Origin of the sequence: Geobacillus sp. 46C-IIa (assembly GCF_014679505.1) — a bacterium.
GTDB lineage: Bacteria > Bacillota > Bacilli > Bacillales > Anoxybacillaceae > Geobacillus.
The window spans coordinates 194,036-219,106 of record NZ_CP061474.1 but is presented as its reverse complement, the minus strand read 5'-3'; the positions used below and the strand labels follow the sequence as shown (position 1 = coordinate 219,106).

Below are 25,071 nucleotides of genomic sequence, written 5' to 3'. Positions count from 1 at the left end.
CCACCGTTAAATTTTTCGATCCACCAATAACCCGACAAACTCCATCATCGCCGCATACGTATCCAGCAGCTTCTTCGGCGGAATTTCACGGATCACCTCATGCGTCTTTTCATCGACCACTTGCACGTAATACTCATTCAGCTCCTTATGCAGCTCAAACCGGATCGATGTATGGCTTGGCTGCAGCAATTCATTCAACCCATTGACCACATTCTCCAACTCATCTTTCGAAAACAACCGCGCAGGAGAAGAAGCAGACTCCTCCCCTTCTGACGGCCGCACCGCCGACACCCCAGCGTTCGCCTTCGCCTGGTCATTTCGCATCGGTTCATAAGAAGGAAACGAAGAAGACACACGTTCAATCGTCATACGATCCGCTCCTTTGTTTTGGACGCTTTCTATCGTTTATATCGGATGAAAGGCAGGAAGTGTGAAGGGGGGAAGGGGAATTTCATTTGGGGGAAAGGTGGCTTGGAGAGAGTGATGTATAATCTCCGAAGCAGCTAAAATCGCTTAGCCAAACACATTGACCTGACACAAAAACGCCAACACTTTAGCGATGTGACGCTTAGAAATAAATCGCTTTTTCCGCTCGTTCCAACGGCCTACGGCATCGTCGACCGCACCAAGGTCGGTTTCCGTGAAAACCATACATCGGCGAGCCTTGATTTTCATGCCTGCGTGGGGAGCAAGGCTTGCTCATGAATGTTTTTGTATCCAAAATCAATTTGCGCAACATCCTGATCATGCCTGTCTTTAAAATCCAAGTACATCTTTTGATGATAAACCGATACTCTTGACCAACAACCCCATTTATAATAAAATTCAGAACAAATGTTCCTATAGGAAAGGAGAAATAACATGCTTCGCCAACTCCCCGTACAAGCATTAAGTATGATCAACGGAAAATTGCTTGGAGACGGCAACATTAGTATCGAAAAGACTCGCAGCCCGCGGTTTCGCTTTTCTCATTCCCTTCACGACCAAGCTTGGTTTTTTCATTGCTATAAACAACTGAGCAACTATCTTCCTCTCTCAAAGCCAAAATACCGTAAAGTGTCAGACCCTCGCACAAAAAACGGATTTACAGAGAATTATTACACCCAGTCGCGCAAATGCGAAATCGTTCAGCAACTGAAGACGTTATGGTATCCAAACAACCGAAAAATGATCCCTTTTGAATTTTTGTCTTCGTCATTTACTCCCCTTTGTCTCGCGTGGTGGTATCAAGATGATGGCCACTTGAAAACCGAAAACAACCAGATCAAAAAAATCATTTTATCCACTGATGGATTTACAACAACCGAGAACGAGACATTGATGAAACTCATCAAAAAACGATACGGATTGACATTCAAATTGGACAAGCATAACAGGCTCGTCCTTTACGACAAGCCGCAAATCGTTTACTTCATCCGTTTAATCGAACCGTTCGTACATGAAAGCATGAGCCGGAAAATTACCATTCCTTCCTTCCCAGAGCAAGTCCCGAAGAAGAAACGAACAACGATTTACTTGCCAAGCAGTATCCACATTTCCCGACCAACTCAAGAGATTCATCACATGTTAAAGCAACTTCCAATCATATACAACAAGTTGCAAGACAGGGTCGTATATAGAACATGGTTTATAGAAAAGATTTCCGCATTGAAAATAAACAAAGCCATAGCCAAACCGTATCAAATCACATTGACTGAGGAACATCTTCGATCTATCCATGCCTGCAGGCAGAGTGCGGGTTTAACAGTAAGCGAAGTCGTGTATTTATGCGCTGTGGAACACCTCAATAAACAAGAGAGACCTTAGGCCGCCCTAAGGTCTCTTGGTTTATGACTAACGAAGCAATTGCAATACCCCTTGCGGTTGTTGGTTGGCTTGCCATGCCTCAACGTCTTTCGAACGTTGTGTAGACTACCTCTTCACCCTCAGCTTCACCTGTTAGGGGCTGGGCGCTTCGGTTCGGCATCGGCCTCCCCTACGGGCTTCATCACCATAGCACTCGCCGTAGGTGGTATGCCCTAGTCGTTGAACCTTCTCCACCCTTTCGGGACAGGAGCTTGGCTGCTGATTGCCCAATCCTTTAGCTTTTTCCGCCATCACGTCTGCCGTTTCCAGCTCCGTTGTGGCGCCAAAGGCTCTCAGGGCTTCCCAGCAATTCACCCAGTCATCCTCTTAGCCGTTTCCAGCTAAGACGCCCGCCAAACCAGCCTACCGAAGCAGCTGCAACACCGCTTGCGGCAGTTGGTTTGATTGAGCCAACATCGCTTGCGCTGCTTGCGTCAAGATGTTGTTTTTCGTGAATTCCATCATTTCTTTGGCCATCGTGCCACCCGCCCTTTCGGTGCGGGACAAGACTACCTCTTCACCCTCAGCTTCACCTGTTAGGGGCCGGGCGCTTCGGATGAGCGAGGACGATGGAAATCCTCTTCACCCTACGGGCTTCATCGCCATAGCACGAGCCGTAGGCGGTATGCCCTAGTCGTTGAACCTTCTCCACCCTTTCGGGATAGGAGCTTGGCTGCTGATTGCCCAATCCTTTAGCTTTTTCCGCCGTCACGTCTGCCGTTTCCAGCTCCGTTGTGGCGCCAAAGGCTCTCAGGGCTTCCCAGCAATTCACCCGGTCATGATCCCAGCCGTTTCCAGCTAGGACGACTGTGCCTGTCGCCGCTAAGCGGCTAAGGCATAATCAACGTCGCGGATGCGGGATTCTGCCGCGGTTAAGTTTTCAGCTGCCGTGCCCAAGTTGTTGATCGTGTGTTCAAGACGGTTTTGATAAGCGCCAAGTTTAGCACGTTCAGCAGAAACTTTTTCAATGGCAGTATTAATGGTTGTAATCGCCTTATTAGCAGCTTCTTGGGTCGAAATGTTAATACCTTTTACTTCAAAGGTTGTGTCACTAGTCAAAGCTGCCCCCAGTGTAAACAAAGTAGTTCCAGCCGCATCTTTAAAAGTCTTGTCATCACTTGATGTCGCTACTACTTGTCCACTAGCATTCTTCAGCTCACCGCTTGTAGAATTGTACGTATACTTTCCTGCCTCCAGGCCATTATTAGTAACTGCTGCGGTCCCTGTCGCTTTCGAATTTGTATAATCAATAGTGACTGTCCCACTGGTGACGGCATCATTGAATGTATACTGGTCATCTCCCGTAACCGCTGTGTAAGTTTTACCATCGGCGCTCGTTGCTACGGCTAAACCATCGCTATTGATCAATTCATAGTTACCAGTACTGTCATTTTTTCGAACCGTATATGTGCCGTTTGCAATGTCTTGGATGCCATTAGTGTTAGTCAATGTAGCCGTATCCGTATAAGTGACGTTGTCTGCAACTCCTAGCGCAAAGCCTCTCATATCAGAAATTTGCAATGCTAGGTTTTGATTCTCGTTTGCTCCGATATGGAAAGTTCCCGAAAATGTACCGTTAAGAAGTTTTTGAGTGTTAAATTCCGTCGTATTTCCAATACGGGAAAGCTCTTGCGAAAGTTGATCCACTTCTTTTTGAAGTTCAGCACGATCCGTCGCCGTATTCGTATCGCTTGCTGCTTGAACTGCCAACTCCCGCATCCGTTGTAAAATGGAATGGGTCTCATTTAAAGCGCCTTCTGCCGTTTGAATCAACGAGATACCATCTTGGGCATTCTTAGATGACATCTCCAACCCCCGAATTTGCCCGCGCATTTTTTCGGAGATCGCCAAACCCGCCGCATCATCGCCCGCGCGGTTGATGCGCAGACCGGAAGACAGTTTTTCCATGTTTTTCGCTGCGGCGCCTTGACCGATCGTCAGTTGGCGATACGTATTCAACGCCGCGATGTTGTGGTTGATTCGCATGCTTTCTTCCTCCTTGAATGAATTTTTTCCACATCCTTGTGGAACGCGCTGGCATGGGGCGAAAGTCGGCCGCCTTTCGCCGTATGCCGCGCTCATTGTTTATATCGGCGCGTTTTTTAGAAGTTTAATAGGGAAAGAGAAAAAATTTTTTCATCGGGACGAAAAAAGCGCCGCTTGGGCGCTTAGGGGTTATGGCTGTTTCCACTGCTTCAGCTTGGCGGTCAGTGCGGCGAGCGACGCTTCGGGCGCTTCGGAGGCGGCGCTGTTTTCCGCTTGGATGGCGAGGTACACTTCTTTGCGGTGGATATCGATGTGCTTGGGCGCGTTGATGCCAAGCTTTACTTGATCGCCTTGGATGGCGAGGACGGTGATTTCGATGTCATCGCCGATTTGGATCGCTTCGTTGATTTTGCGCGTCAGGACAAGCATCGGGCCGCCTCCTTTATGTCGCCACTTTATCTGGGAAGAGGCGATGTTTCGTTTGGTACGCGGTGTTCGTTAAGATCACTTGCTTGCCGAGCCGTTTGTGAACATGGATGACTACAGGCGCCTGCAAGTTGGCGGTCGTATGGTCGAACGGATCAGCGACAGTAAGGACGACATACACTGCAACATCACGTTCGCTTTCGATGCCAAGCTGTTCGACAGTTGTCTCGTCGAGCTCAAATTCGTATGTTGGAAAGTACGAAAACGGCTCGATCAACACAAACCCGAGCGTAGGCGTCTCGACCGACTGCAAGATGACAAACGGCGTGTCCGCGAGCGGGAGAAGGACGAACCGCTTCTCGTCCGCAAATCCTGGCAGACCGTGGGGGAAATGGATGATGTCTTCTTCCTTCACCGCCACGGTTCTGTGGTATTTCGTGTCGATGTTCATGAATCGTTCCTCCTGCTTTGTCAAATGACGACATCAATGTGAAGCGACGGACGTTGGGCAAGATCGATTTGGACCGCTCCACGTTGGTAACGGATGATCGGCTCATGTGGTTTCACATCGATGCGAGGCGCGTGCGTGATCCAGTCGATCGCCAACCTCCCCGGTTCGTAGCCAATCTTGACGCTGAACGACGGCGGAACGAGGGCGATGTTGAACTCAAGCGGCGGGCCTTCGCTGTTGGCCGCGGCTTGATCGGCGAGCGGGTGGCCGCCGTTTTCAATGCGCATCAGTTCATCCCCTTGGATGGCGGCACGCTCGATGAAATTGAGCACCGCTTGCCGCCCGTCTTCAACGCCATCGCGAATGAGCTCGAATACATGCTTATTGTTCACCGCCGCCCATGCCTCGGTCTGATCGATCGTCAAGCGTGCAGGAACGGAAGTGATATGCATTTCCGCAGGCGGCTGTTCAATCGTCAGCTCGGCGGGCGGTTGAGTGATGTCAAGCCGCGCGGGTGTCGTCGAGATCGCTAGCCTCGCGTACGTCGCTTCCATCCTCAGTTGTGGCACGCGCATGTCTTTCCTCCTTTCGAAGGCTGGATAGACACCACCGCGCGAAAAGAAACGGTGGCCGTTAGACCGGCTTGAAGAACTAGACAGCCCGTCGGGCGAAAAAAGCTAGCGAACCGTTAGTTTAGCGCAAAAAGTCAACCAACGTCGGCTGAATGACGCGCGCGCCGACCGCCAACGCCGCACGGTGGACGCTTTCTTGCGTTTTTAAGTCAATGATGACTTTCTCAAGATCAACGTCTTCGTTGTCCGACAACATTTTTTCCGCAATCACTTGTTGGCTGTCGATGCGGTCTTCCATCAGCTCGATTCGGTTCATGCGCGCGCCAAGCTCGGCGCGGACGCCAAGCAAATGGGTCAAATGGTCATCCAGCTTGTCCAAATAGCCCGTTAGTTCATCCCCTGTCGTACTCGCGTTTTCCAAAGAAGCAGCTAGATCCTGCAAGTCGGAAAACAATCCGTTGCCCGCCCCAAACGCCGTGCTGGGCGGAATGTTGACAGGGAGGTAAACACCTTTGGCCAGCTCGATGTTCAACTGTTGGTCATTCGTTGACACGGTGATCGTTCCATCCGCATTCACCGTGACGGGCGGGTCGGTCGTTTGGGCGCCGTTGAAAATGTATTTGTCGCCGATTTTCGTATTGGCGATCGTGACCAAATGTTCGGTCAGCTGGCGCACCTCTTTGGCGATCGCCTGGCGCTGCGTCTCTTCGTACGTATCATTGCTCGCTTGGACGACGAGCTCGCGGATGCGCTGCAGCGCCTGCGTCGCCTTGTCAAGCGCCGAGTCCGAGTTTTCGACCCAATTGTATGCTTCGGAGAAATTGCGTTTAAACTGCTCGACTTCGGCCAAATTCGAGCGGTAGGCGATTCCTTTCATCGCCACGACAGGATCGTCCGACGGGCGGGTGATTTTTTTGCCCGTCGACAATTGGGTTTGATATTGATCCAACCTTTCATAGCTTCGAGTGATTTGTTTCAACATATTATTCGCCAACATGCTTTGCGTAATGCGCATCCTCGTCCCCTACCTTCCGACGACGCCCATGCCGTTGATGATTTTATCGAGCATTTCGTCAATCACCGTAATCTGCCTTGCCGCGGCGTTATACGCGTGCTGGAATTTGATCATGTTCATCATCTCTTCGTCAAGCGACACGGAGCTGACCGACTGCCGCTTTTCCTCCACCGACTGGCGCAGCGTTTCACTATTGCTTTTCATTCGATTCGCCTGCTCGCCAGCGACGCCAAGCTGGCCGATCCAGCCTTGATAGTTCGTTTCGACCGTGCCTGAGGCAAGCGGCAACCGAAGCGAGGCGAGATTCACCGCGATCCCATCTTGCAGTGAAACGGTCGTGTTGGATAAAAGCAAGCTCCGTACGTTGGCGAGGTTGATGGCGTTGTTGCCGTTTCCAGATTGTCCTGCTTTCGTCGCCGCGGCGATGTTGGCCAAATCATCGATACCGGAAGCAAGAGCGATCGTTTTCGCCGCGCCGTTCACTTGATTGAGTCCGGTAAAAAATGAAAGCCCCGTATTTCCATTCAAGCCATAGCCTTGTTCGTGGACAGTATTAAACAACGTGCCGAACGTATAAGCGAGCTTGTCCAAATTGGCGAGCATCTCGGGATACAGCCCTGTCACGATCAGCTGTCCGTCGGCGTCGGTTCCGTTCTTATAGCCGTATCCTTCCACAAGCCCGCGCAGCTTGCCGTTCGGAAGGGCGGAAACCGAAACGGTCGTTCCACCTATGTTGAGCGCCCCAACGCCTGTATCAGGCGGCACTTCCTTTACGTTATCGCCGTCCACGTCGCTGCCGTCCGGGAAGGAAAGGGACGAAGCGTTTCGCCCTTGGACGAGATACACTTTTTCGTTGCCATTGAGGATGTATACATCGTACATGCCTTCTGCCGCTTTCGAGGCGTTGCCGCCAACAGGGCGGTTCTCCACTTGAATGTCGATGAACGTCGAGAGTTCATCCACCAACCGATCGCGCTCGTCATATAAGTCGTTTGGCAAATAACCGTTCGGCTCAATTTCGGCGATTCGGGCGTTGATATCGCTGATTTGCTTCAAAAGCGAATTGACCTCCGTCACCGTCACCCCGATTTGCGTGCCAAGGTCCGTGCGGATTTGGGTGAGTGAATTTGATAAATAGTGAAACGTCTCGGCAACCGCCAAACCGCGCTGGCGGACAACAGAGCGCGCTCCTTCGTTTTCCGGGTGGGTGCTTAAGTCTTGAAGGGCTTGCCAAAACTGATCCATCGTTTTCGCGAGCCCGCTGTCGGACGGTTCGTTCATAATGTCTTCCATTTTCGCCACCGCGTCGGCGCGTGCTTCCCAGTAGCCGAGCTTGCTGTTTTCGCCGCGATATTGGATGTCCAAAAAGTATTCGCGCACCCGTTCGACCGATTTCGCTTCCACTCCTGTCCCCATTTGCCCTGGAATGTTCGGGCGATTGAGCCCAGGCGTCGGGAACGGGGGCGTCGCCTCGAGTTGGACGCGCTGGCGTGTGTACCCTTCCGTATTGGCGTTGGCGATGTTATGTCCGGTCGTATATAGCGCCGCTTGTTGGGCCATCATGGCGCGCCGAGCGGCTTCTAGTCCATGGAATGTCGAGAGCATCGTTCTCCCCCTTACGCTTTCGATTCAAACAGCGGGCGGTCTGGCGATGGCGCGTATTCTTGTGTGCGGCTGTAGGTGGACGGCGTTGGGGCGAACGTCTCGATCATGGCCGTAACGAACTGGAGCGACTGCTCAATGAGCTGGCGGTTTAACTCATTGGCCTCGGCCAACGCGTTCACCGCCGCCATCAGCCGCTCTCCACACTCACGCAACTGTTGGCGCTCTTCCCCTTTCGCCATCGCTTGGCACGCGGCGATCGTCGCCGTCTCGTCGCCAAGCTTTTCCTTCAGCCAGCGCCGCCGCCGTTCTTCCAGTTGACGGATGGCGAAAAGGTGTTTTTGTTCATCAGCCAAGAGCGCGGACAGCGACCCGATGTCGTTTTTCTTCAACGCTTCCGTCTTCCGCCGCGCCAGCGCTAACAAGCTTCCATGCAGCTCGACATGCGCCCGCAATAGGTGAATGAGTTCGGCAAATGTCATCGCGAACCGCTTCCTTTATCGGTGATTTCGGTAATAGTCGATCATCCGTTTGGCGACTGCCTTCGGGTCGACCGTATACGTACCGTTTTCGATTTGTTGGCGCAGCTCATCCAATTTCGTCTGCCGCGCCTGTTCCCAGCTTGCCGCTTCTTGCAGCTCCTTCGCTTCTTTGGAAATTTCCACTTGGTCGCCAGGCCCCTTCCCCGCCGCTAGCCGCTCGGTTTTGGCGAGTTGGCGTTGATACGGGTTGACGTTCATCGGACCGATAGGGTGGATTTTCATCGCGTTCACCTCGCTTAACCGACACTGTTCACATCGTGCTACTGTTTATATCGGAACACTGGCGGAAATGTTTAGCGCTCCTTATGATCTTGGGTGTAATAAGTGGCGTGGCGGGAACGGAGGTTTCGTTCCTTTTCCGTCTCCGCCTGACGCAAGTCCGCTTTCAGCTTGCCTAAACAGTTAGCGCACAGCCGCCCCTCGCGGATCATCGCCCCGCACGAGTCGCACGGATAGCCGAGATTCGGAAAATGAACGAGCTGCAGGCGCCCCGCACGAATCCATTTAATGATCAGCTTCTCCTCCACACCCGTTGCTTCGACAACTTGGGGCATCGTCGCCGTTCGGTTTTCCCGTCTGCGCAAAAAGGCGTAAACGCGCTCAAACTGCCGCTCTTCCTCTTGATAACACGATTCACATACATCACGCGTCGATAGTTTGACAAACAACCGCCCGCATTTGGCACAGTTCGATAATTCCGCCACCGTCTTCCCCTCCCGATTGCCTAATCAAACGGTTACGTATAAATATTAATAATGAGCCCTTGGATCTCGCCGACAAGCCGTAGAATGTCAAGCCCTTTTTGTTCGTGTTTCAACACTTCGTTCGTCAATTCGATCAACTTTTGGTCGACTTCTTTCACTAGTTTATAGATGCGCGCCCGTCCGCCTCGGCTGAACCCGCGCTGTTCTTCCAGCTGGAGGCCGTTTTTCACCGCGTCATCCAAAAACGATCGAACAAGCTGCTTATATTTGCGCAAATCTTCAACGGTCCGCGAGTCAGCCAACTTTTTCCCTTGTTCTTCGATTTGGCGGACTTGCTCGTTGATTCGCTCCCACATCACCTCACGGCGCGTCTTCGCCATAACCTCAGTGAATGACACCGATTCCATCGCCGTGTCGTCCTTGCGGCTGACGTTCGCCAACCCAGCGCGCGTCACTTTTTGCACTTCCATCGTCATCACCTCTTGTTACCACCATTATCGCACAATCATAGCAAAAGGGCGAGGCGTTTATTGCCCCGCCCAACGCGGATTCCATTAGCTTTTTAGCAGCTGCAAAATCCCTTGCGGCAGCTGGTTCGATTGCGCGAGCATCGCCTGCGCCGCTTGCGTCAAGATGTTGTTTTTCGTAAACTCCGCCATCTCCATCGCCATATCCGTATCGCGGATGCGGGATTCGGCAGCGGTCAGGTTTTCATTGGCGGTAGTCAAGTTGTTGATTGTGTGTTCCAGGCGATTTTGATAGGCGCCCATTTTGGAGCGGGATTTTGAAACAGAGATAATAGCATTGTCCAGCGAACTGATCGCATTCTGGGCGTCAGTAACCGTTTTGATATTTAAAGTGCTGATGTTGACATTGTCCTCGCCAAGAGAGGTTTTCAACTGTTGATTCCAGGACATGGTCAATGTTTGTCCATTATTTGCACCAAGCTGGATACTGATCGACTGATTAGCAGCAAGTATATTCATCTTATTAAATTGGGTGTCTTTACCGATACGATCGATTTCCTCAATTAACTGTTGAAACTCGCTGTCAAGAGCCTCTCGGTCCGTGCTTTGGTTCGTACCATTCGCCGCTTGCACCGCCAGTTCGCGCATCCGCTGCAAGATGCTATGGACTTCGTTTAACGCCCCTTCTGCCGTTTGGATCAATGAGATGGCATCCAGCGCGTTGCGTTCTGCCATTTGCAGGCCACGGATTTGCGAGCGCATTTTTTCCGAGATGGCGAGCCCCGCCGCGTCATCAGCCGCACGGTTGATGCGCAATCCCGACGAGAGGCGCTCTAAGTTTTTCGAAATGCTTGACTGGTTAGCTGCTAAGTTGCGATAAGCATTGAGTGCTTGAATGTTATGATTGATTCGCACGAAAATCCGCCCCTTTGCTTCTTATTCCCCATACGTAATGAACTGTTCGTAGGCAGCTGCTTTTTGTTTAGGTGACGCCTGCGCAGATAAAGCCCTGTTTTGCAGCGCTTCGTTCCACGCCGTGGCGATCGTGGTCGTCAGTTGCAGCACTTCTTGGGCAACTGTGACGTCTTTTTTCATATTGGCCTCAATGAGGCGCTCCGCCATATAGTTATAGAGCGCATCCAACTGATGGGCGATGATGCCAGCGTCATAGCGCAGCCCAGCGCCAAGGCGGCGAAGGATGTCGTTTCCTTTTTGCAGCTGTTTGTTCGCTTTCCAATGGTCTTTTTGTTTCATGGCCGCGATGGCCTCTTCCAAACATTCCATCAGTCCTTCATATAACAACGCCGTCAGTTGCTGCGAGTTTTTCTGGTAAATCCATTCCTCGGTTAAAAAGTCCAACACCCTGCACCCCCATTGGCTCTCTGTCATTTATATCGGTCATCGATCAGCCAGTGTTTAATGGTTTTTTTCAATTTCTCCAATCAAAATCAAAATTTCTGCAATGACCGCGTACAGCTGCGGAGGGATGCGATCCCCGAGATCAAGCTGCACTAAATGTTGTACAAGCAGCGGATCTTCTTGAATATGAACGTGGTGTTGTTTGGCGAGTTCAATAATCTTTTGCGCCACATGCCCGCTTCCTTGGGCAACGACAGTCGGCGCCTGGCTGTTCGTTTCGTCATAGCGAACAACCGCCGCCGTTGGACCGTTCATTTGTTTTCGCTTTTTTTGGTTAAAATAGGCTGACATCATATGGTCACATCATACCCTCTTTCAGCAAATCGTCGATACGGGCGGGCCGATGGAGCTGGCGAAGGTTGTTCGTCTTTCCGCTGGGCATCGTTTGTCAGCTTCGTCACGTTCACCGCTGCCACCCGATAGCCGATCTCTTCCAATTTCTCTTTTGCCTTGTCGATAAATGGCTTCGCTTTGTCGGCAAAATCGTCACGGTCGTTGCGAAGCGTAATCGATAAATTCCGCTCATTCGCGTGAAGCAAAATGCCCAGATCTCCTAGCTTTCTCGTTTCTAGCAGGAAATACAATTGGCAGTTTTCCCAGTCGATTCGCTCGCCATGTTGGCGGGCGTTGATATAGACGTTAACGTTCTGCACTTCGCTTTGCCATAACAGCGGCAAGGTGAAGAAAAAGCTTTGCCACCCCGCCGTGCCATCCCATTTGTTTAGCAGCTGCTGTCCGGTCAAATTCGTTAACGCCTGCTCTGCTTGCCTAGCAACCGATTCACTTCCGCCTTGCGCTAGGCGCAAAAGCACTTCCTTCATATTTTGTAACGCCGATTCTTCTTGGTTTCCCTTCAATACGAGCCATTCGGCGGCTTCATGATCATGCGTCAAGCCGAGGCGGCGAATCGTGTCAAACATGTGCCTTGCTGATGGCCCATCGGCTGGCGGCTGCATCACCTGGTTCACTTGCTCAAGAAACGCTTTGGATGAATCGGCTGTTGTTTCACCTTGCATCCTCACAAAATGTTTCACCTTCGCCTCGGACGGTTTAAACACGATATTCGCTAGCATGTTCTTTACTTCGTTCACAATGTTCCGCGCCCCAGCCGCATCGCCTTGGCGCAGCCGTTTTTTTGCCTCGGCGAGCGCGGAGCTGGCTTTCATCAACTGTTTTTCCGTCGCCATATCGGTAAACAGCATGATGTCGCTTTTTAAAATGGCGTTGTCCAATTGTTTGATCGCCATTTCCAATACCGATGTAGCTTGCAAGCGGGCGGCGGGGCTGTTGTTTTCCGTCAACTGCGTCACCGTCTCTAGCTGGCGCATCACATCGCGCTTCACGGTTTTAAAATCAAGCGCGGCCTGTGCCATTTTTTTCGTGACTGTTTGTACGAGAAAGTTTTTCGATTCAAGCGACAAAGCCGCTTGCCATGGCCCATCAAATAGGGTGTCGACATCCAGCGGGCGATCGGTAGACGCGGACGGGAGCGACGCCTCGATCTCATTTAACGTTTTTAACACCGTCTGTCTCGCGGCGAACTCTCGCCCTTTTTCCATCAGCGTTTGCGCACTGGCAAGCGAGTCGGCCCATGCTTGTTCCCAGTGAGGGTGGGCGCGGAATGCTTCGGCGATATCCGCTGCAACGGCGTCCAACGCCTTTTCCAAGTGGGGCTCTTGCTGCAGCGATTTGATCGCTCGGCGAATGGCTTCATGCAGTTGTTCGATCGGTTGATCGACATTTCCCGCATCATCTACCACTTCGTTTAGGCTGTTCGCCAGAGAAGCGGCATGCCGCAATCCGTCTCCGATAGCATCGATATCACCCGATTGCTCCAACAGTGGAACGGCGGAACGCCGTGAAGTTCCTTCCTGTCCTCTCCCTGCTGTCATCCCCGATGAAACCGATATAGGGTCAACCGCTGTCATCTTGAATGGAGCTGTCGTCTCATTAACAGAAGATGGCGGCTGGACAACCGACGATTGTCCATTAACTGTAGCTGCGATCGACTCGATTTGGGCTAGTTGGCGGACAAGATGGGTTCTCGCTGCCGCATGTTGGCCAGCTTGTTGCAGCCACGTTGTTTCTTTTAACACCGTTTCTATTTTTTGACGGATATCCCCTGGCAACTCGCTGTGTTCAGCGAGCAACTTTTGAACCTGGGACAGCGTATGCGACAAATTTGGTGTACGAACGGCTTCCGCTCGGATGGACCGAATTTGCTTCATTAACTCTGGCGACGGTTGGAAGACGTCATTCACGGATCGGACGGTCGTTTCCGAAGTGCGAACGGATTGTTCCGCCTTCACCAATGCCTCATTCAACCGCGCCCGCGCTTCCCCTTCGCGCCCTTGCCGCTGCAGCTGAACGACCTCACGCAACGCGCGATCCACTGGCTCCGCCACGTTCCGATCTACATTCGGCGCGTGAACCACTTGTTGGCGGACGTATTCCACCGCCTTGGACAAGTTCGGCTCACGGGCGGCTTGTTCACGCACTTGTTGGAGGAGAAGGGCCGTTTCGTCGGCCAGCGCCCTTCCCGTCCGTCCCGCTTGGCGCTCGAATTGATCGGCCGCAACAGTTGGATTCTGCGGTACCTCTTTCGTCACATCTTGTTCTTCTCGTCTGGCCAATGTAAAGGTAGGGGCGAGTTGGTTGGCAATCTCAGCGAACTGCTCCCCTAACGGTTTTCCATGCAGTGCCTCATGAACAGCAGCAAGGTGGGTGCTCGTCAGTTCCAGTTTTTTATTGATGACAGCGCGAACGGTATCTAATTTTTGCTCTATGGTGCCTGGAACTTCGGTGAAAAACGTTCGCAAAGTGGAAACAGTCTCTTTCGTGAGCGGTTGCCCGTGTTTTTGCAGCCAAGCTTCGACTTGCCTTAGCTCGGTCGATAACGGTTCAGAGGCAGAAAAACGAACCGCTTGTTCATTCGCCTCTTGTGGCGGGCGGGAAACGATTCGCGCCACAGGAACCCCCTCTTGTTCACCGATGATCTTGATCGTCACACGGCCTTTCTGTGGCCACTCCCCTTCTGTTCGAACCCGCACATCCGTTCCTTTGAGATGGACGACCGCTTCGTCGCCTTTTTTCTCCTTGATCCCCGCGTCATACGTTTCACCTTTTTGCAACACAAGTGGCTGGTCAGGTGCTATCGTCGTCTGTTTCATAAAAATGTTGCGAATTTCCATCTCCGTTCACTCTCCGCTCGATCGGTTGCTACTGTTTATATCGGCATCCCATGGGCAAATGTTTAGCCTACTCACGCCCTGACCAACGTCAACGACCCAACTTCCGCCGCCCCCGCCTCAAGCAGCACACGGGCCGCGTGGCGGACGGTGATGCCTGTCGTGTAAATGTCATCGATGAGAGCTATTCGCTTCCCATGGATCGGCAGATGTCCGGAGAGAAAAAACGGGTTGTCGGTCTCCAGCCGCTCGCGGCGCGATTTTTTCGATTGTTTTTCGGAATGTTTGCGGGCAAGCCAGGGAAAGGACGGGAATGGAAGCAGGCGGGCGAGCGCTTCGGCTTGGTTGAAACCGCGTTCATACAGGCGCTCGGGGCTTAGCGGAATCGGCACGATGTGCCAGTCTTGGCCAAAATGTCGGCGAAACGCGTGGGCAAACGGGCGGCGAAAGGCATCGACGATGGCGTAGTCGCCGCGAAATTTCCATAAGGTGACGACTTCTTTCATCCAGTCGTTGTATACGTACACCGAGCGGTTTTTGACAAGCCCCCCTCCCCACTGTTCATCTTCTTGCCAGCGGAGACAGTCGGCGCACGGCGAGGGCGCCGACTCGTCAAGCGGGCGGCCGCACATCTCGCAAAGACAGCCGTCAATGAGCACAAACGAACCGCGGCAATGCGGGCAAAGGACGTCCACGTCTTCGAGGAAAAGAAGCTGGCGCCAGCTGGCGATCGGGTTGTACGGTGAATGGCAAAGAAGGCAGTTCATCGATGCAGCAGCCCCCTTTTCTTCGCTTCTTCATTCATACGGAGGATATGGCGGCGCGCCCGCACCATTTCCGTTGTTTTCCCATGGTGGAAAAAGCGGACATCCCCATCAGGAAACGAGGCACTTCTTCCGACGCGGCCCGCGATTTGGACGAGGGCGCTTTCTGTGAAAATGCGGTCTTCCGCGCCAAGGACGGCGACATCGATGTTCGGCACCGTCACCCCCCGTTCAAGGATCGTCGTTGTCACCAACAGCGGCACGCTCCCATCGCGAAACGCCTGTACATATTCAGCGCGGTCTGGGGCTTCAGCGTGAACGCCAACGATACGATTATCCACCTGCTGCAACAAGTGGGTGACCGCCTCCAATTCATCGATGTGTGGGACGAACAAAAACGCTTGCTTTCCTTGTTCCAAACGACGAAGAACCCAAGCGAGAACGTTTTCGGGCAAACGGCCGCGTTCGAGCCGCTTGCGCCAGTTTCCGCACCATTCGAATGACGGAACGGGAAGGGGCTGGCCGTGGTAGCGGGCAGGGATGACGACGGCTTGCCGCTTGCCGCGCCGAATGTCGAGTTGCCAAGCACGGGAGGGGGTAGCGGTTAAATAAATGAGGCTCGACTGTTCTTTTCGCGCCTGACTGACGGCATATTCGAGCATCGGTTCAACCGAGTACGGAAACGCATCGACTTCATCGATGATCATCACATCAAATGCGCGATACGCACGCAACAGTTGGTGGGTAGTGGAAAGAACGAGCGGGGCGATTCGCCCGCGCTCCTCGCTTCCTCCGTACCAAACCGTGAGAGGAACACGCGGGAACGCTTGGCGAAAGCGGGGGGCCAGTTCGCGAACAACATCGGTCCGCGGCGTGGCGAGGCCAACGCGCCAACCCTGCTCGAGGGCAACGGCGATGGCAGGAAACAACAGCTCGGTTTTCCCTGCCCCGCATACGGCCCACACAAGCAGCTCCCGTCCATTTAGAACCGCCTGTTTGACCTCCATCGCCGCCTTCTCCTGAGCAGCGGACAGCGTTCCGTTCCAATCGAGCGGCGCTGCATATTGTTCTGACGGAAGCGGCTTCTTCACATGCACCAAGCGGGTGCAGGAACTGATGCGCCCCATCGACAAACATTTGCGGCAATAGCAACAATCCGTCCCGCAGCGAGCGCACGGAAATGAAGCAAACCTTGACCGATCGTCATTTCCGCAGCGCACACATCGCCAACCCTGTGATGTTTTGATGAGTCCAGGCTGTTCGTGAAGCCAGCTGGCGTGCAAGGCAGCATCAATATCGTCCTGGGAAAACGGGAGTTGTTCTCGTGGAAGCCGCTGGCCGTATAGCCATGCCATAAGCGGTGAGGAAATAGACAATCACGGTCCCTCCTTTTCGTTCGACATATGGGCGGTATTCTTGCGGCAATTAGCCTTTTTCGACAAAATTCCCGAGGAAATATTGACAATGTTTCCGGAGAATAAAAACGTCTCGACAAATTGTGGCAATCCAAGTGAAGAAAATTGCGGATCATGATGAGGATCTTTCCTACACAATCCTAGAAGGCTGGTGATTAAAGGAGCAGGTTGCTTCACCGCCTTGTTTCTCAAATTGAGAAACCCTATGGTATCAGCTTCTCGTTTCACGTCATCTGACGTCAGTTAGGGGGGCGATCGCTGTTTTTCAACAGCCTTCTAGAAGCATGACAAAAGAAAAAAGCCAAACGCAACAAATGGAATCACGGCCATTCGCCGCCGCGCAAGGCGGTGCAGGATGAACTACCTCGAGAACAGCACCGCCTTGCCGTTGTGTTGATTAATGGCTGGTTGCAGACGAAGCCGCTAACCTGCGGTCATTACGGTTGATACCAAGTTAGCCCAATCGCACCTTCGCCGGCGTGGGTGGCGATGACGGGGCCGAAATAGCTGATGAGAAACTCGACGTGCGGATAGCGGGCGGACAGCTCATCGCTCCAGCGGTGCGCTTCATCCGGCTGATTGGCGTGGATGACCGCGGCTTTCAGCGGCACACCTTTTTCCGCGTCTTCGGCGAACAGTTCTTCGATGCGCTTCATTGCTTTTTTGCGCGTGCGGATTTTTTCAAACGGCACGATCACTTTGTTTTCAAAGCGAAGGAGCGGCTTAATTTGCAAGAGACCGCCGATGAACGCCTGCGCGCCTGTCAGCCGCCCGCCGCGCTGCAGGTGGGACAAGTCGTCGACCATAAAATAAGCGCGCAACGTTTGTTTAATTTCGTCTAAACGGGCGATGATGTCCTCCGGAGTGCGGCCTGCCCGCGCCATTTCGGCCGCTTCGATGGCGTAAAACCCTTGCGCCATGCAACTGATTTCCGTATCATACGCATAGACGCGCAAACCGTCCACCATCGCCCCCGCTGTGACCGCCCCTTGATACGTACCGCTAATGCCGCTTGATAGGTGGATGCTGATGACCGCATCATACCCTCCCTCCCGAAGGGCGGTGAACAGGTCGACAAACTCGCCGACGGCTGGCTGGGACGTCGTCGGCAAAGTCGGGTGTTGCTTTACCTTGGCAAAGAATTCATCCGCGGTAATATCGACTTCCTCACGGTACGCTTCCTCTCCGAAGATGACACTAAGCGGAATCATGCGAATGCCAAGCCTCTCACGCACCTCTTTTGGGAGATAAGCCGTGCTATCTGTGACAATTGCCGTTTTCACTGGCACCCTTCCTTCCTGATTCAGGGTTTGCCTCCATTATACCAAAACGGTTAGCCGCCCACCACTCATAAACGAAACGGGCAATATCACGATAACAAGGGCAGACTGACGGCCGCGAATCGCTAGAAAAACCGCATGTGATCAAAAGAAAAGCGCAAAAAAAGGCGTTTCTCTAATCAATCAACCTTGGTGCTTGCCGTTCTCCAAAATCATTGCTGTCAAGAAACAACGATTGTCACCCGCCACTAAGCAGAGGGGACAAGCTACAAGTTTCTCCCATGCAACGCTCTCGCACACAAAGAACGATCTCAGTTAGGAAAGGGCTTAACGGATCATTATAATCAGCTACCCCCCACCCTTCCCGATGGTTGTCCCGCCCGCAGAACGAGACATCGCCGCGGCAGGCGCGCACCGCTATGGACGGCAACACAGCCTGACCCGCCAAATAGAGACGAAGGCCCGCAGTCAGCGCACTTCGACCCAACCGTTTTTGATCGCCACGACGACCGCTTGCGTCCGGTCATTAACGTTTAACTTTTGCAGGATGCTGCTGACATGGTTTTTCACCGTTTTCTCGCTAATGTAGAGCGTTTCGCCGATGGCGCGGTTGCTTTTGCCGTCAGCCAGAAGCTGGAGCACTTCACATTCGCGCCGCGTCAATAAATGGAGCGGACGGCGCACCTCTTGTTTGACCGCTACGCCGCCGCCTCTTTCCGACGTCAGTCGGCGGTATTCACGGATCAAATTGTGCGTCACTTTCGGATGCAAATACGAGCCGCCTTCAGCGACAATTTTCACCGCTTCAATGAGCGTGTCGGCATCCATTTCCTTGAGCAAATACCCAGTCGCCCCCGTCTGCAAGGCGCGCATGACGTAGTTTTCGTCGTCGTGGATTGACAAGACAACGACTTTCGTGTCCGGGTATGCTTCAACCAATTGTTTCGTCGCTTCTACACCGTTTGTATCCGGCATGTTAATATCCATCAGCACCAGATCCGGACGGTGCTCTTCGACAATCGAAAGCGCCTCGCTCCCGTCGGTCCCTTCAGCCACAACTTCAAAATCACCTTCAAACTCTAAAATCCGCTTAATGCCTTCGCGGAACAACGAATGATCATCGATAATCGCGATGCGTGTTTTCATTGTTTCCTCTCCTCCTTGTTCGTTTCTAAAGCCGAACGGTCAAGCGGGACGCGGATGAATACGGTTGTGCCGCCGCCGCGTTTTGAGCGGATGGCCAACGTGCCGCCAAGCAGCTCCACCCGCTCCCGCATCCCGATCAAACCGAACGCATTTTCTTTTTTGACGGATGGGTCGAACCCTTTGCCGTCGTCTTTCACACTGACAAGCAACTGGCGGCATGTCACTTCCATTTTGACGTCAATGTGGCGCGCTTCGGCGTGTTTTAAGGCGTTTTGCACCGACTCTTGAACAAGCCGAAACACCGCCGCCTCCATCCGCGACGGCAGTCGAATTTCCTCGCCGATATGTACAAAGGAAATATGGACTCCCTTATTATATTCTTCGGTCGTTTGCAAGTATTTTTTAAGTGTCGGAACTAATCCTAAATCATCGAGCGCCATCGGCCGCAAGTCGTAAATAATGCGGCGCACTTCCGACAAGGCGGAGCGCACCATTTTGCGAAAATCGCGAATTTCGGCAATCGCCGCTTCAGTCCCTCGGTCTTTCATCACCTTTTCAACGAGATCCGACCGAAGGAGCACATGGGCGAGCAGTTGCGCCGGGCCGTCATGGATCTCCCGCGACAGCCGCCGCCGCTCTTCTTCTTGGGCTTCGATGATCTTGAGGCCGAATTCTTGTTTTTGTTTCGCCCCTTCAATGATCTCGCTGACTTGGCGGAAATCGCTGTTTAAATAATTGAGGACAACCGTAATTTGCCCGACCAAATGATCGGCGCGCTCGATGATTTGCAACAGGCTCGCCAGCCGCCGCTCAAGCTCGTCGCGGCGCAGCCGCAATTGTTTTTCCCGCTCGCGCACCATCGCCAGCTTCATGTGCAGTTCATGCGCTGCTTCATACGCCTCGCGAATATCTTGCTCTGAATGGGACGAAAAGTGTTGGCTCACTTCCGACAAGCGGCGGCGCGCCTGGCGCGCTTCCGCTTCGAGCCGATCCGCCTCTTCAATCGTCTGCACGGTCAGCCGCTTCACCTCTTCTAACTCGCGCAACAAACGGTCTTGCTCCTGGCGCGACTGCTCGCCGATATGGAAAATTTCATCTTTGCTATGTTGAACGGTGTCGATCATTTTTTCGACAATTTCATCCAACTGCTTTACATCCCAACGTTTTTCCCCTTCCATTTGCCAACCTCCAGCAGCGCTGCCAAGCGGTGTGCATGGGCGCCAACAAAATTTATTTGAAGGAAAAAAGTTGTCGATTTATAATAGTAAAAGCATGCCCTATCTATAAATCTTTTATCTTCAGTTTATCATAGTTAAGGCAAAGTGCTAGCTGTTTATGCAAAAAATAAACAAAAGTAAACCGTTTCCACGTTTTTAATGATCGAGGTGTTTTGCTTTGTTACAAAAATATTACACCGTCAAAGGATACGGTGAGCGGGAAATCGTGATTGAAAAATCACGGTTTATTTGCTACATCAACCGCGCTGAAACGGAAGAGGAAGCGGTCGCGTTTATTCAACAAATCAAAAAGAAACATTGGGATGCGACACACAACTGCTCCGCCTATTTGATCGGCGAGCATGATCAAATCCAAAAGGCAAATGACGACGGCGAACCGAGCGGCACCGCAGGGGTGCCGATGCTTGAGGTGCTGAAGAAAAAAGGGGTGAAAGACACCGTCGCAGTCGTCACCCGCTACTTCGGCGGCATTAAGCTCGGTGCGGGCGGATTGGTGCGCGCTTACAGCCGCGCCGTCTCCGAAGGCTTGAACGCCGCAGGCATCGTCGAGCGCCGTCTCATGCGCATCATGAACGTGACGATTGACTATACATGGCTTGGGAAAGTGGAAAATGAATTGCGCTCTTCCGTATATACTATAAAAAATATCCATTATGCCGACCGCGTCACCTTTGACGTTCTCGTTCCGGAGGATAGCCAGCTTCCGTTCGATGAATGGGTGACTGAATTAACGAACGGAAGGGCGGACATTCAGACGGGAGCGATGGAGTATGCCGAGCGGCTGCTTCCGTCTGCCTAAAACGACACCGTAAAGGAAAGAAGGGTTAAACGATGAATCCTACAAGAAAAACGATGAAAAAGCGGAAGAAAAAAAAGCGGCTCCGCCGATTCTTTTTGCTCGTGTTTTTTCTTTTGCTCGGGGGCGTCGGCGCTTTTGGCTACAATATTTATTCCGAGACGAAACAAGCGTCAAGCAAAATTTATCAAGCTCTCGATCCATCAGGTAAGCCGCCGAAGAATATCGAAATGCACAAAGATCCGTTTACCGTACTGTTGGTTGGGGTCGAAAACCAGTACCACGACGAGGAGGGACGGTCTGATGTCGTCATGTTGTTGACCGTCAATCCGAAAACGAACAAAGTGTATTTGTTAAGCATTCCGCGCGACACGCGCGTTTACATCCCGAGCGAAGGGCGGAAAGACAAAATCACCCACTCCTACAGTCATGGAGGCATTCAATCGACAATTGAAGCCGTCAATGAGCTGATCGATGTACCGATCGACTATTACGTGACGACTGATTTTGAAGGATTCGAAAAAATTGTCGATTCGTTAGGCGGGGTCACGGTGGATGTTCCGTTCACATTCAAAGCCCAACTGACAGGTTCGCTCAAATGGCATACGTTCCATAAAGGCAAACAAGAGTTGAACGGCAATGAAGCGCTCGCCTATGTGCGCATGAGAAAATCCGACCCCCGCGGCGATTTTGGCCGAAACGAGCGGCAAAAACAAGTCATCCGAGCTATTATTGACAAAAGCACATCGATCACCTCATTGCCGAAGCTCGACGATGTCATCGCCGATTTAGGAGATCACGTGCGGACGAACATTCCTCCGTCCGATTTATTGTCGTTCATCTATGTCTATCAAAAAATGAAAAACACAGATATCGAAAATTTACATTTAAAAGGATACGACGAAACGATCGACGGCGTGTACTACTATATCCCGGATGAGCAATCGGTTAGCTCAATTAATGAAACATTGCATCAAGCCCTTACCGGAACGGACACATCCTTTACTCAAAACGATCACCCATTAGGACAACGTACCAATTAAAGCATTGAAGCGAAGAGGGGGTGTCCCAAAAGGACTGGGCCCCGCTCTCATCGCTATATAAGCACCAGCTGCTTCTCCCGGGTTCGACAGTTTTGAGGCCATTTTAGCCAAATAAAAATGGCCAAAATGCTGTTATATCAAGGATTTCGCGATGCGGATCCTAGAAAAAAACGCTGAATTTCATAGGCACACCTTACATTTCGCACCCTAACAAGGTTGAAAGAAAGGATTTTTCTTTCGTTTTTTAGAATAACTTTCTGACCAACAAAACGAGCGATGGAAATCCTTTTTTTACCATAACTAGTTGTTCCTTATTCCATCAGACGTAAATCCCCTCGTCCATCCCTAATCCTTGCAGAATCCTTCGCTGCTCGTACGTGAGCGGTTGACCTAACGCGCGTTGGATTCGTCCATCCGGCAGTTCCAACAGGACGACCCTGACGTACCAAAACAATTGAAACATCGCTTGTCCCGTCGGTCGGGTCCGTTTCCGTCCTCCCTCCCCCTTTAATGGGCGTTCCGGGGTGATGAACCTCACATTTCGCATCCAGACCATCCCAAGGATAAAGGATTTTTTATTTACTTTTCAAAAATAATTTCCGACCCAACACGATAAGCGATGGCAACCCTTTTTTTACCATCGCTCGTCGTTCCTTATCGCGTTTAGACGTAAATCCCTTCGTCCATCCCGAGTCCCTGCAGGATCCTCTTCGCTGTTCGTACGTCAGTGGTTTACCCAATGATCGCTGCTGTTGCCCATCAGGCAGCTCCAGTACCACCACTTTGACGTACGCCAACAACTGGAAGATCGCCTGGCCGGTCGGACGAGTCAGTTTGCGCCCCCCCAGCGCCCTTTAATGGACGCTCCGGAGTAACGAACTGGCGAACCCGCCTCCGCAACATATACCCACTCCCCCTCGAGCTTCGCTCGCTGGAGTTGTTCATGAACGCGGGAAAGAACCGATGGATTCCATGTTTTATCGGACAGGTTGCCATCATGCACATCGGCGTAGAGGGGGAGCCCCTCTTCATTGCCGACCAGTCCGAATTGGATTTGTTTCCCCGTAGAGCGGTCATCCCGACTGTAGCCATAGGTGATGTTCAATGTTTTCGAAGAGGCGGATTCATACGCCCCGTAAAGAGAAAAGCTGGTCGTATCCGCATGGAACACCCGAAGAGGGATGCGTTCTTTTTGGTAAATTTGAAGCAAGCACTCCGACACAATGGAATGGATCCCCGCATCATAGAGGCGATCCAAATGGCGGGCTATCGCATCATCGTTGAACTGCGAAGGCTGAACGCCTTCACGAATCAACTTCGGGAGATCCATTTCATGCGCCCACCCTTCCAGATGAACCAGAGCTTGCCGGCGGCTAAAAATATTCAGCAACAACAGGAGGACGATATCGCTCGGCCGGGTTTGGCATTGGGGATCAACCGGAACCATCCGGTCAATCAGCTGATGGAGGCCGAGCTGTTTGGTGATGGCACTGATTATATTAAGATAAGAACTTTCATAAATCGCCTGAATCCGAATGGTCATGATGTAAATTATCACTTTATTTCGGAACAAAAGAGCCATTTTTTTGCACATTCTTTCAGAAAGCCCTCTCCCCTTTTCTGAAAGAGTGTGCTAAATTTTTTGTGAATTATTTCGGAAGAGAAAATCCATCGGTTCAGAGGAGGAGAGGAGGACGTGATTCAATTTCATGACTTTGGCATTGACGTCCAAACGTATGCAGAGCGTGGAAAAGAAAACGACTTCCCTCTTCTGACACAGTGTCCGCATTGCCGGGCCAAGCGCCCGTTGCACCGCCACGGTTACTATGAGCGAAACGCATTGACCCCCCATGGGGTGATTATCGCATTTGGATTGTCCGGTATCGCTGTCGGGAATGCTTGAAGACGGTGAGTGTGCTGCCTTCCTTTCTCCTCCCGTATTTTCAGTATACGTTGTCCGCCGTATGGCAAGTGGTGAAAGAGCAGTTGGGATTGACCGAGGGGACGAACCAGGCTCCGTTCCTCCCGACAAAGGACGGCATCATCTTTTATGTCCGACGGTTCTACCGAAACCTATCAAACCTTCATCGCTTTTTTGCGAGGCGGTGGAGAATCATAGGTCCTATCATGAAAAAAGAAAAGGAACAGGCTTCTTGGTGGATCCGGACGTTGGAGGAACACGGTCTCTATTCGGTCATCAGAGAGATGTGGGAGAACGGATTCCGACCCCCTTTTGCGAATTAAATGGGATCCTGATTTTACATACATATCCTAAATTAGAAATAATTGAGGTTCCCACAAACCTTTCCTATCGACGGAGAAAAAGCAATTCGGTACGATAAGGGCAGGAGGACCGGAACGGTCCTGATTCCAAGTGAGACCAGGAGGAGATTCGAATGGATGAGTCGATGAGACACGACACGGCCCTGTTTCGGTACGGGCTAATCGCTCCGTTGGTGAATGGGCAGGTGGAACCGAAGACGTATCTGAAAGAGGTGAGCGAGCGAGTGCACCATGTTCCCCACCAGGGCGGCAAGCGAATCGCAGCCAAGACGATCCTCGATTGGTGCACCCGATACAAAAAAGGGGGGCTTTGACGCCTTAAAGCCGAAGCGCCGTTCGGACCGCGGCCACTCAAGGCGTCTGTCGCCCGATGATGAGGATCATATTTTAGCCCTAAGAAAAGAACATCCCACCATGCCCGTGACGGTGTTCTACGAACACCTCATCGAGCAGGGGGAATCCCAGAAAACCATACCTCTTACTTTACTATATACCGATTATTGAAAAAACACAACCTTGTCGGGAAAGAAATTTTGCCCATGCCGGAGCGAAAACGCTTTGCGTATGACCAGATCCATGAGCTTTGGCAAGGGGACTTATCCCATGGACCAACGATTCGAGTCAATGGGAAAGCCCAAAAAACGTTTTTGATCGCCTATATCGATGACTGCTGTAACCGTCAAGTAAAATTGAACACTTTTTGCTCATTAATTTTGAACAGTTTCATCGCTGAAAATGGAAATTCTATGCTTCATGAGATAGCTGTCTCCGTTTAAATGAATCACCTCTGCCCGATGAATAATTCTATCTAATACGGCTGTATTGATCGCTCGATCCCCCAGTAGTTCTCCCCATTCACTTGGTCCCTTGTTGGACGTTTGTTTTCTGC

At 51.9% G+C, this 25,071-nt stretch carries 24 protein-coding genes and 5 pseudogenes; 5 read left to right on the top strand and 24 right to left on the bottom strand.

Annotation, left to right across the window (positions count from 1 at the left end; translation table 11 throughout):
• Positions 1–6: 6 nt before the first annotated feature.
• On the bottom strand, positions 7–369 hold the full coding sequence (flaG, locus tag IC803_RS01010) for a flagellar protein FlaG (protein WP_081207258.1): 363 nt from the start codon (positions 367–369) through the stop codon (positions 7–9).
• Between the two features lie 492 nt (positions 370–861).
• On the opposite strand from flaG, the gene IC803_RS01005 reads away from it, so the two are divergent.
• Complete coding sequence (locus IC803_RS01005; RefSeq protein ID WP_081207260.1) at positions 862–1,806, top strand: endonuclease; 945 nt, start codon at positions 862–864, stop codon at positions 1,804–1,806.
• 402 nt (positions 1,807–2,208) lie between these two features.
• On the opposite strand, the gene IC803_RS01000 is transcribed toward IC803_RS01005, so the two are convergent.
• The 20 genes from IC803_RS01000 to IC803_RS00905 all read right to left on the bottom strand — a co-directional run bounded on the left by IC803_RS01000 (position 2,209) and on the right by IC803_RS00905 (position 20,000).
• Positions 2,209–2,322, bottom strand: a complete 114-nt coding sequence (locus IC803_RS01000) for a flagellin (RefSeq protein WP_369802849.1) — start codon at positions 2,320–2,322, stop codon at positions 2,209–2,211.
• Positions 2,323–2,667: 345 nt separating this feature from the next.
• A complete protein-coding gene (locus IC803_RS18425) occupies positions 2,668–3,831 on the bottom strand; it encodes a flagellin N-terminal helical domain-containing protein (RefSeq protein WP_081207261.1) in 1,164 nt (387 codons plus the stop codon).
• A 189-nt stretch (positions 3,832–4,020) separates the two neighbouring features.
• The gene (gene csrA, locus IC803_RS00990) at positions 4,021–4,260 is read right to left on the bottom strand and encodes a carbon storage regulator CsrA (RefSeq protein WP_081207262.1); all 240 of its coding nucleotides are present in this window, start codon (positions 4,258–4,260) and stop codon (positions 4,021–4,023) included.
• A gap of 13 nt (positions 4,261–4,273) precedes the next feature.
• Complete coding sequence (gene fliW, locus IC803_RS00985; protein ID WP_081207263.1) at positions 4,274–4,708, bottom strand: flagellar assembly protein FliW; 435 nt, start codon at positions 4,706–4,708, stop codon at positions 4,274–4,276.
• Between the two features lie 20 nt (positions 4,709–4,728).
• On the bottom strand, positions 4,729–5,283 hold the full coding sequence (locus IC803_RS00980; protein ID WP_081207264.1) for a DUF6470 family protein: 555 nt from the start codon (positions 5,281–5,283) through the stop codon (positions 4,729–4,731).
• A gap of 118 nt (positions 5,284–5,401) precedes the next feature.
• Positions 5,402–6,295 (bottom strand): flagellar hook-associated protein FlgL, encoded by an 894-nt coding sequence (gene flgL, locus IC803_RS00975; RefSeq protein WP_081207265.1) that lies wholly within the window; start codon positions 6,293–6,295, stop codon positions 5,402–5,404.
• Between the two features lie 9 nt (positions 6,296–6,304).
• Entirely contained in the window at positions 6,305–7,900 is a 1,596-nt protein-coding gene (gene flgK / locus IC803_RS00970) for a flagellar hook-associated protein FlgK (RefSeq protein WP_081207266.1), read from the bottom strand.
• An 11-nt stretch (positions 7,901–7,911) separates the two neighbouring features.
• Complete coding sequence (locus IC803_RS00965; RefSeq protein WP_081207267.1) at positions 7,912–8,379, bottom strand: flagellar protein FlgN; 468 nt, start codon at positions 8,377–8,379, stop codon at positions 7,912–7,914.
• A gap of 15 nt (positions 8,380–8,394) precedes the next feature.
• The gene (flgM, locus tag IC803_RS00960) at positions 8,395–8,661 is read right to left on the bottom strand and encodes a flagellar biosynthesis anti-sigma factor FlgM (protein WP_081207268.1); all 267 of its coding nucleotides are present in this window, start codon (positions 8,659–8,661) and stop codon (positions 8,395–8,397) included.
• A 71-nt stretch (positions 8,662–8,732) separates the two neighbouring features.
• On the bottom strand, positions 8,733–9,143 hold the full coding sequence (locus IC803_RS00955; RefSeq protein WP_081207269.1) for a TIGR03826 family flagellar region protein: 411 nt from the start codon (positions 9,141–9,143) through the stop codon (positions 8,733–8,735).
• A gap of 32 nt (positions 9,144–9,175) precedes the next feature.
• Positions 9,176–9,613, bottom strand: a complete 438-nt coding sequence (locus IC803_RS00950) for a YaaR family protein (RefSeq protein ID WP_081207270.1) — start codon at positions 9,611–9,613, stop codon at positions 9,176–9,178.
• An 84-nt stretch (positions 9,614–9,697) separates the two neighbouring features.
• Complete coding sequence (locus tag IC803_RS00945) at positions 9,698–10,525, bottom strand: flagellin N-terminal helical domain-containing protein (protein ID WP_081207271.1); 828 nt, start codon at positions 10,523–10,525, stop codon at positions 9,698–9,700.
• Between the two features lie 21 nt (positions 10,526–10,546).
• Positions 10,547–10,969 (bottom strand): flagellar export chaperone FliS, encoded by a 423-nt coding sequence (gene fliS, locus IC803_RS00940; protein ID WP_081207295.1) that lies wholly within the window; start codon positions 10,967–10,969, stop codon positions 10,547–10,549.
• A gap of 57 nt (positions 10,970–11,026) precedes the next feature.
• A complete protein-coding gene (locus IC803_RS00935) occupies positions 11,027–11,323 on the bottom strand; it encodes an EscU/YscU/HrcU family type III secretion system export apparatus switch protein (RefSeq protein ID WP_063164723.1) in 297 nt (98 codons plus the stop codon).
• On the bottom strand, positions 11,320–14,220 hold the full coding sequence (locus IC803_RS00930) for a hypothetical protein (protein WP_081207272.1): 2,901 nt from the start codon (positions 14,218–14,220) through the stop codon (positions 11,320–11,322). Before IC803_RS00930 ends, IC803_RS00935 begins: the two co-directional genes overlap by 4 nt.
• A 71-nt stretch (positions 14,221–14,291) precedes the next feature.
• Complete coding sequence (locus tag IC803_RS00925) at positions 14,292–14,984, bottom strand: ComFC family protein (RefSeq protein ID WP_081207273.1); 693 nt, start codon at positions 14,982–14,984, stop codon at positions 14,292–14,294.
• Positions 14,981–16,336, bottom strand: coding sequence for an ATP-dependent helicase ComFA (locus IC803_RS00920; protein WP_081207274.1), 1,356 nt, complete (start codon positions 16,334–16,336; stop codon positions 14,981–14,983). Before IC803_RS00920 ends, IC803_RS00925 begins: the two co-directional genes overlap by 4 nt.
• A gap of 497 nt (positions 16,337–16,833) precedes the next feature.
• Positions 16,834–17,679 carry a DegV family protein gene (locus tag IC803_RS00915; RefSeq protein WP_081207275.1) on the bottom strand — a complete coding sequence of 282 codons (846 nt, stop codon included), beginning with the start codon at positions 17,677–17,679 and terminating at the stop codon, positions 16,834–16,836.
• Between the two features lie 465 nt (positions 17,680–18,144).
• A complete protein-coding gene (locus tag IC803_RS00910) occupies positions 18,145–18,822 on the bottom strand; it encodes a response regulator (RefSeq protein WP_081207276.1) in 678 nt (225 codons plus the stop codon).
• Positions 18,819–20,000 (bottom strand): sensor histidine kinase, encoded by a 1,182-nt coding sequence (locus IC803_RS00905; RefSeq protein WP_081207277.1) that lies wholly within the window; start codon positions 19,998–20,000, stop codon positions 18,819–18,821. The genes IC803_RS00910 and IC803_RS00905 overlap by 4 nt, the downstream gene beginning before the upstream one ends.
• 217 nt (positions 20,001–20,217) lie before the next feature.
• Between IC803_RS00905 and IC803_RS00900 the strand changes: the two genes are divergently transcribed.
• Together IC803_RS00900 and IC803_RS00895 are read left to right on the top strand one after the other, a co-directional pair.
• Positions 20,218–20,859 (top strand): YigZ family protein, encoded by a 642-nt coding sequence (locus IC803_RS00900; protein WP_081207278.1) that lies wholly within the window; start codon positions 20,218–20,220, stop codon positions 20,857–20,859.
• A 32-nt stretch (positions 20,860–20,891) separates the two neighbouring features.
• Positions 20,892–21,899, top strand: a complete 1,008-nt coding sequence (locus IC803_RS00895; RefSeq protein WP_081207279.1) for an LCP family protein — start codon at positions 20,892–20,894, stop codon at positions 21,897–21,899.
• 319 nt (positions 21,900–22,218) lie between these two features.
• Here the strand turns inward: IC803_RS00895 and IC803_RS00890 are convergent.
• Both IC803_RS00890 and IC803_RS00885 read right to left on the bottom strand, forming a co-directional pair.
• Positions 22,219–22,446 (bottom strand): annotated as a pseudogene (locus tag IC803_RS00890) (transposase); the annotation flags it as partial.
• A gap of 344 nt (positions 22,447–22,790) precedes the next feature.
• Positions 22,791–23,442: pseudogene (locus IC803_RS00885) on the bottom strand (IS1634 family transposase); the annotation flags it as partial.
• A 153-nt stretch (positions 23,443–23,595) separates the two neighbouring features.
• On the opposite strand from IC803_RS00885, the pseudogene IC803_RS00880 reads away from it, so the two are divergent.
• Positions 23,596–24,143 (top strand): annotated as a pseudogene (locus IC803_RS00880) (DUF6431 domain-containing protein).
• Between the two features lie 152 nt (positions 24,144–24,295).
• Positions 24,296–24,853: pseudogene (locus IC803_RS00875) on the top strand (helix-turn-helix domain-containing protein); the annotation flags it as partial.
• Between the two features lie 36 nt (positions 24,854–24,889).
• On the opposite strand, the pseudogene IC803_RS00870 reads toward IC803_RS00875, so the two are convergent.
• Positions 24,890–25,060: pseudogene (locus IC803_RS00870) on the bottom strand (ATP-binding protein); the annotation flags it as partial.
• Positions 25,061–25,071: the final 11 nt, after the last annotated feature.

Excerpts from the sequence above, each read along its gene's own strand:
- csrA (WP_081207262.1), bottom strand. The coding sequence starts at position 4,260 with ATGCTTGTCCTGACGCGCAAAATCAACGAAGCGATCCAAATCGGCGAT.
- IC803_RS18425 (WP_081207261.1), bottom strand. The coding sequence starts at position 3,831 with ATGCGAATCAACCACAACATCGCGGCGTTGAATACGTATCGCCAACTG.
- IC803_RS00910 (WP_081207276.1), bottom strand. The coding sequence starts at position 18,822 with ATGAAAACACGCATCGCGATTATCGATGATCATTCGTTGTTCCGCGAA.
- flgL (WP_081207265.1), bottom strand. The coding sequence starts at position 6,295 with ATGCGCATTACGCAAAGCATGTTGGCGAATAATATGTTGAAACAAATC.
- flgM (WP_081207268.1), bottom strand. The coding sequence starts at position 8,661 with ATGAAAATCCACCCTATCGGTCCGATGAACGTCAACCCGTATCAACGC.
- IC803_RS00935 (WP_063164723.1), bottom strand. The coding sequence starts at position 11,323 with ATGATGTCAGCCTATTTTAACCAAAAAAAGCGAAAACAAATGAACGGT.
- IC803_RS00895 (WP_081207279.1), top strand. The coding sequence starts at position 20,892 with ATGAATCCTACAAGAAAAACGATGAAAAAGCGGAAGAAAAAAAAGCGG.
- IC803_RS00930 (WP_081207272.1), bottom strand. The coding sequence starts at position 14,220 with ATGGAAATTCGCAACATTTTTATGAAACAGACGACGATAGCACCTGAC.
- IC803_RS01000 (WP_369802849.1), bottom strand. The coding sequence starts at position 2,322 with ATGGCCAAAGAAATGATGGAATTCACGAAAAACAACATCTTGACGCAA.
- fliW (WP_081207263.1), bottom strand. The coding sequence starts at position 4,708 with ATGAACATCGACACGAAATACCACAGAACCGTGGCGGTGAAGGAAGAA.
- IC803_RS00905 (WP_081207277.1), bottom strand. The coding sequence starts at position 20,000 with ATGGAAGGGGAAAAACGTTGGGATGTAAAGCAGTTGGATGAAATTGTC.
- IC803_RS00925 (WP_081207273.1), bottom strand. The coding sequence starts at position 14,984 with ATGAACTGCCTTCTTTGCCATTCACCGTACAACCCGATCGCCAGCTGG.
- IC803_RS00965 (WP_081207267.1), bottom strand. The coding sequence starts at position 8,379 with ATGACATTTGCCGAACTCATTCACCTATTGCGGGCGCATGTCGAGCTG.
- IC803_RS00920 (WP_081207274.1), bottom strand. The coding sequence starts at position 16,336 with ATGGCATGGCTATACGGCCAGCGGCTTCCACGAGAACAACTCCCGTTT.
- flgK (WP_081207266.1), bottom strand. The coding sequence starts at position 7,900 with ATGCTCTCGACATTCCATGGACTAGAAGCCGCTCGGCGCGCCATGATG.
- IC803_RS00950 (WP_081207270.1), bottom strand. The coding sequence starts at position 9,613 with ATGGAAGTGCAAAAAGTGACGCGCGCTGGGTTGGCGAACGTCAGCCGC.
- IC803_RS01005 (WP_081207260.1), top strand. The coding sequence starts at position 862 with ATGCTTCGCCAACTCCCCGTACAAGCATTAAGTATGATCAACGGAAAA.
- IC803_RS00980 (WP_081207264.1), bottom strand. The coding sequence starts at position 5,283 with ATGCGCGTGCCACAACTGAGGATGGAAGCGACGTACGCGAGGCTAGCG.
- flaG (WP_081207258.1), bottom strand. The coding sequence starts at position 369 with ATGACGATTGAACGTGTGTCTTCTTCGTTTCCTTCTTATGAACCGATG.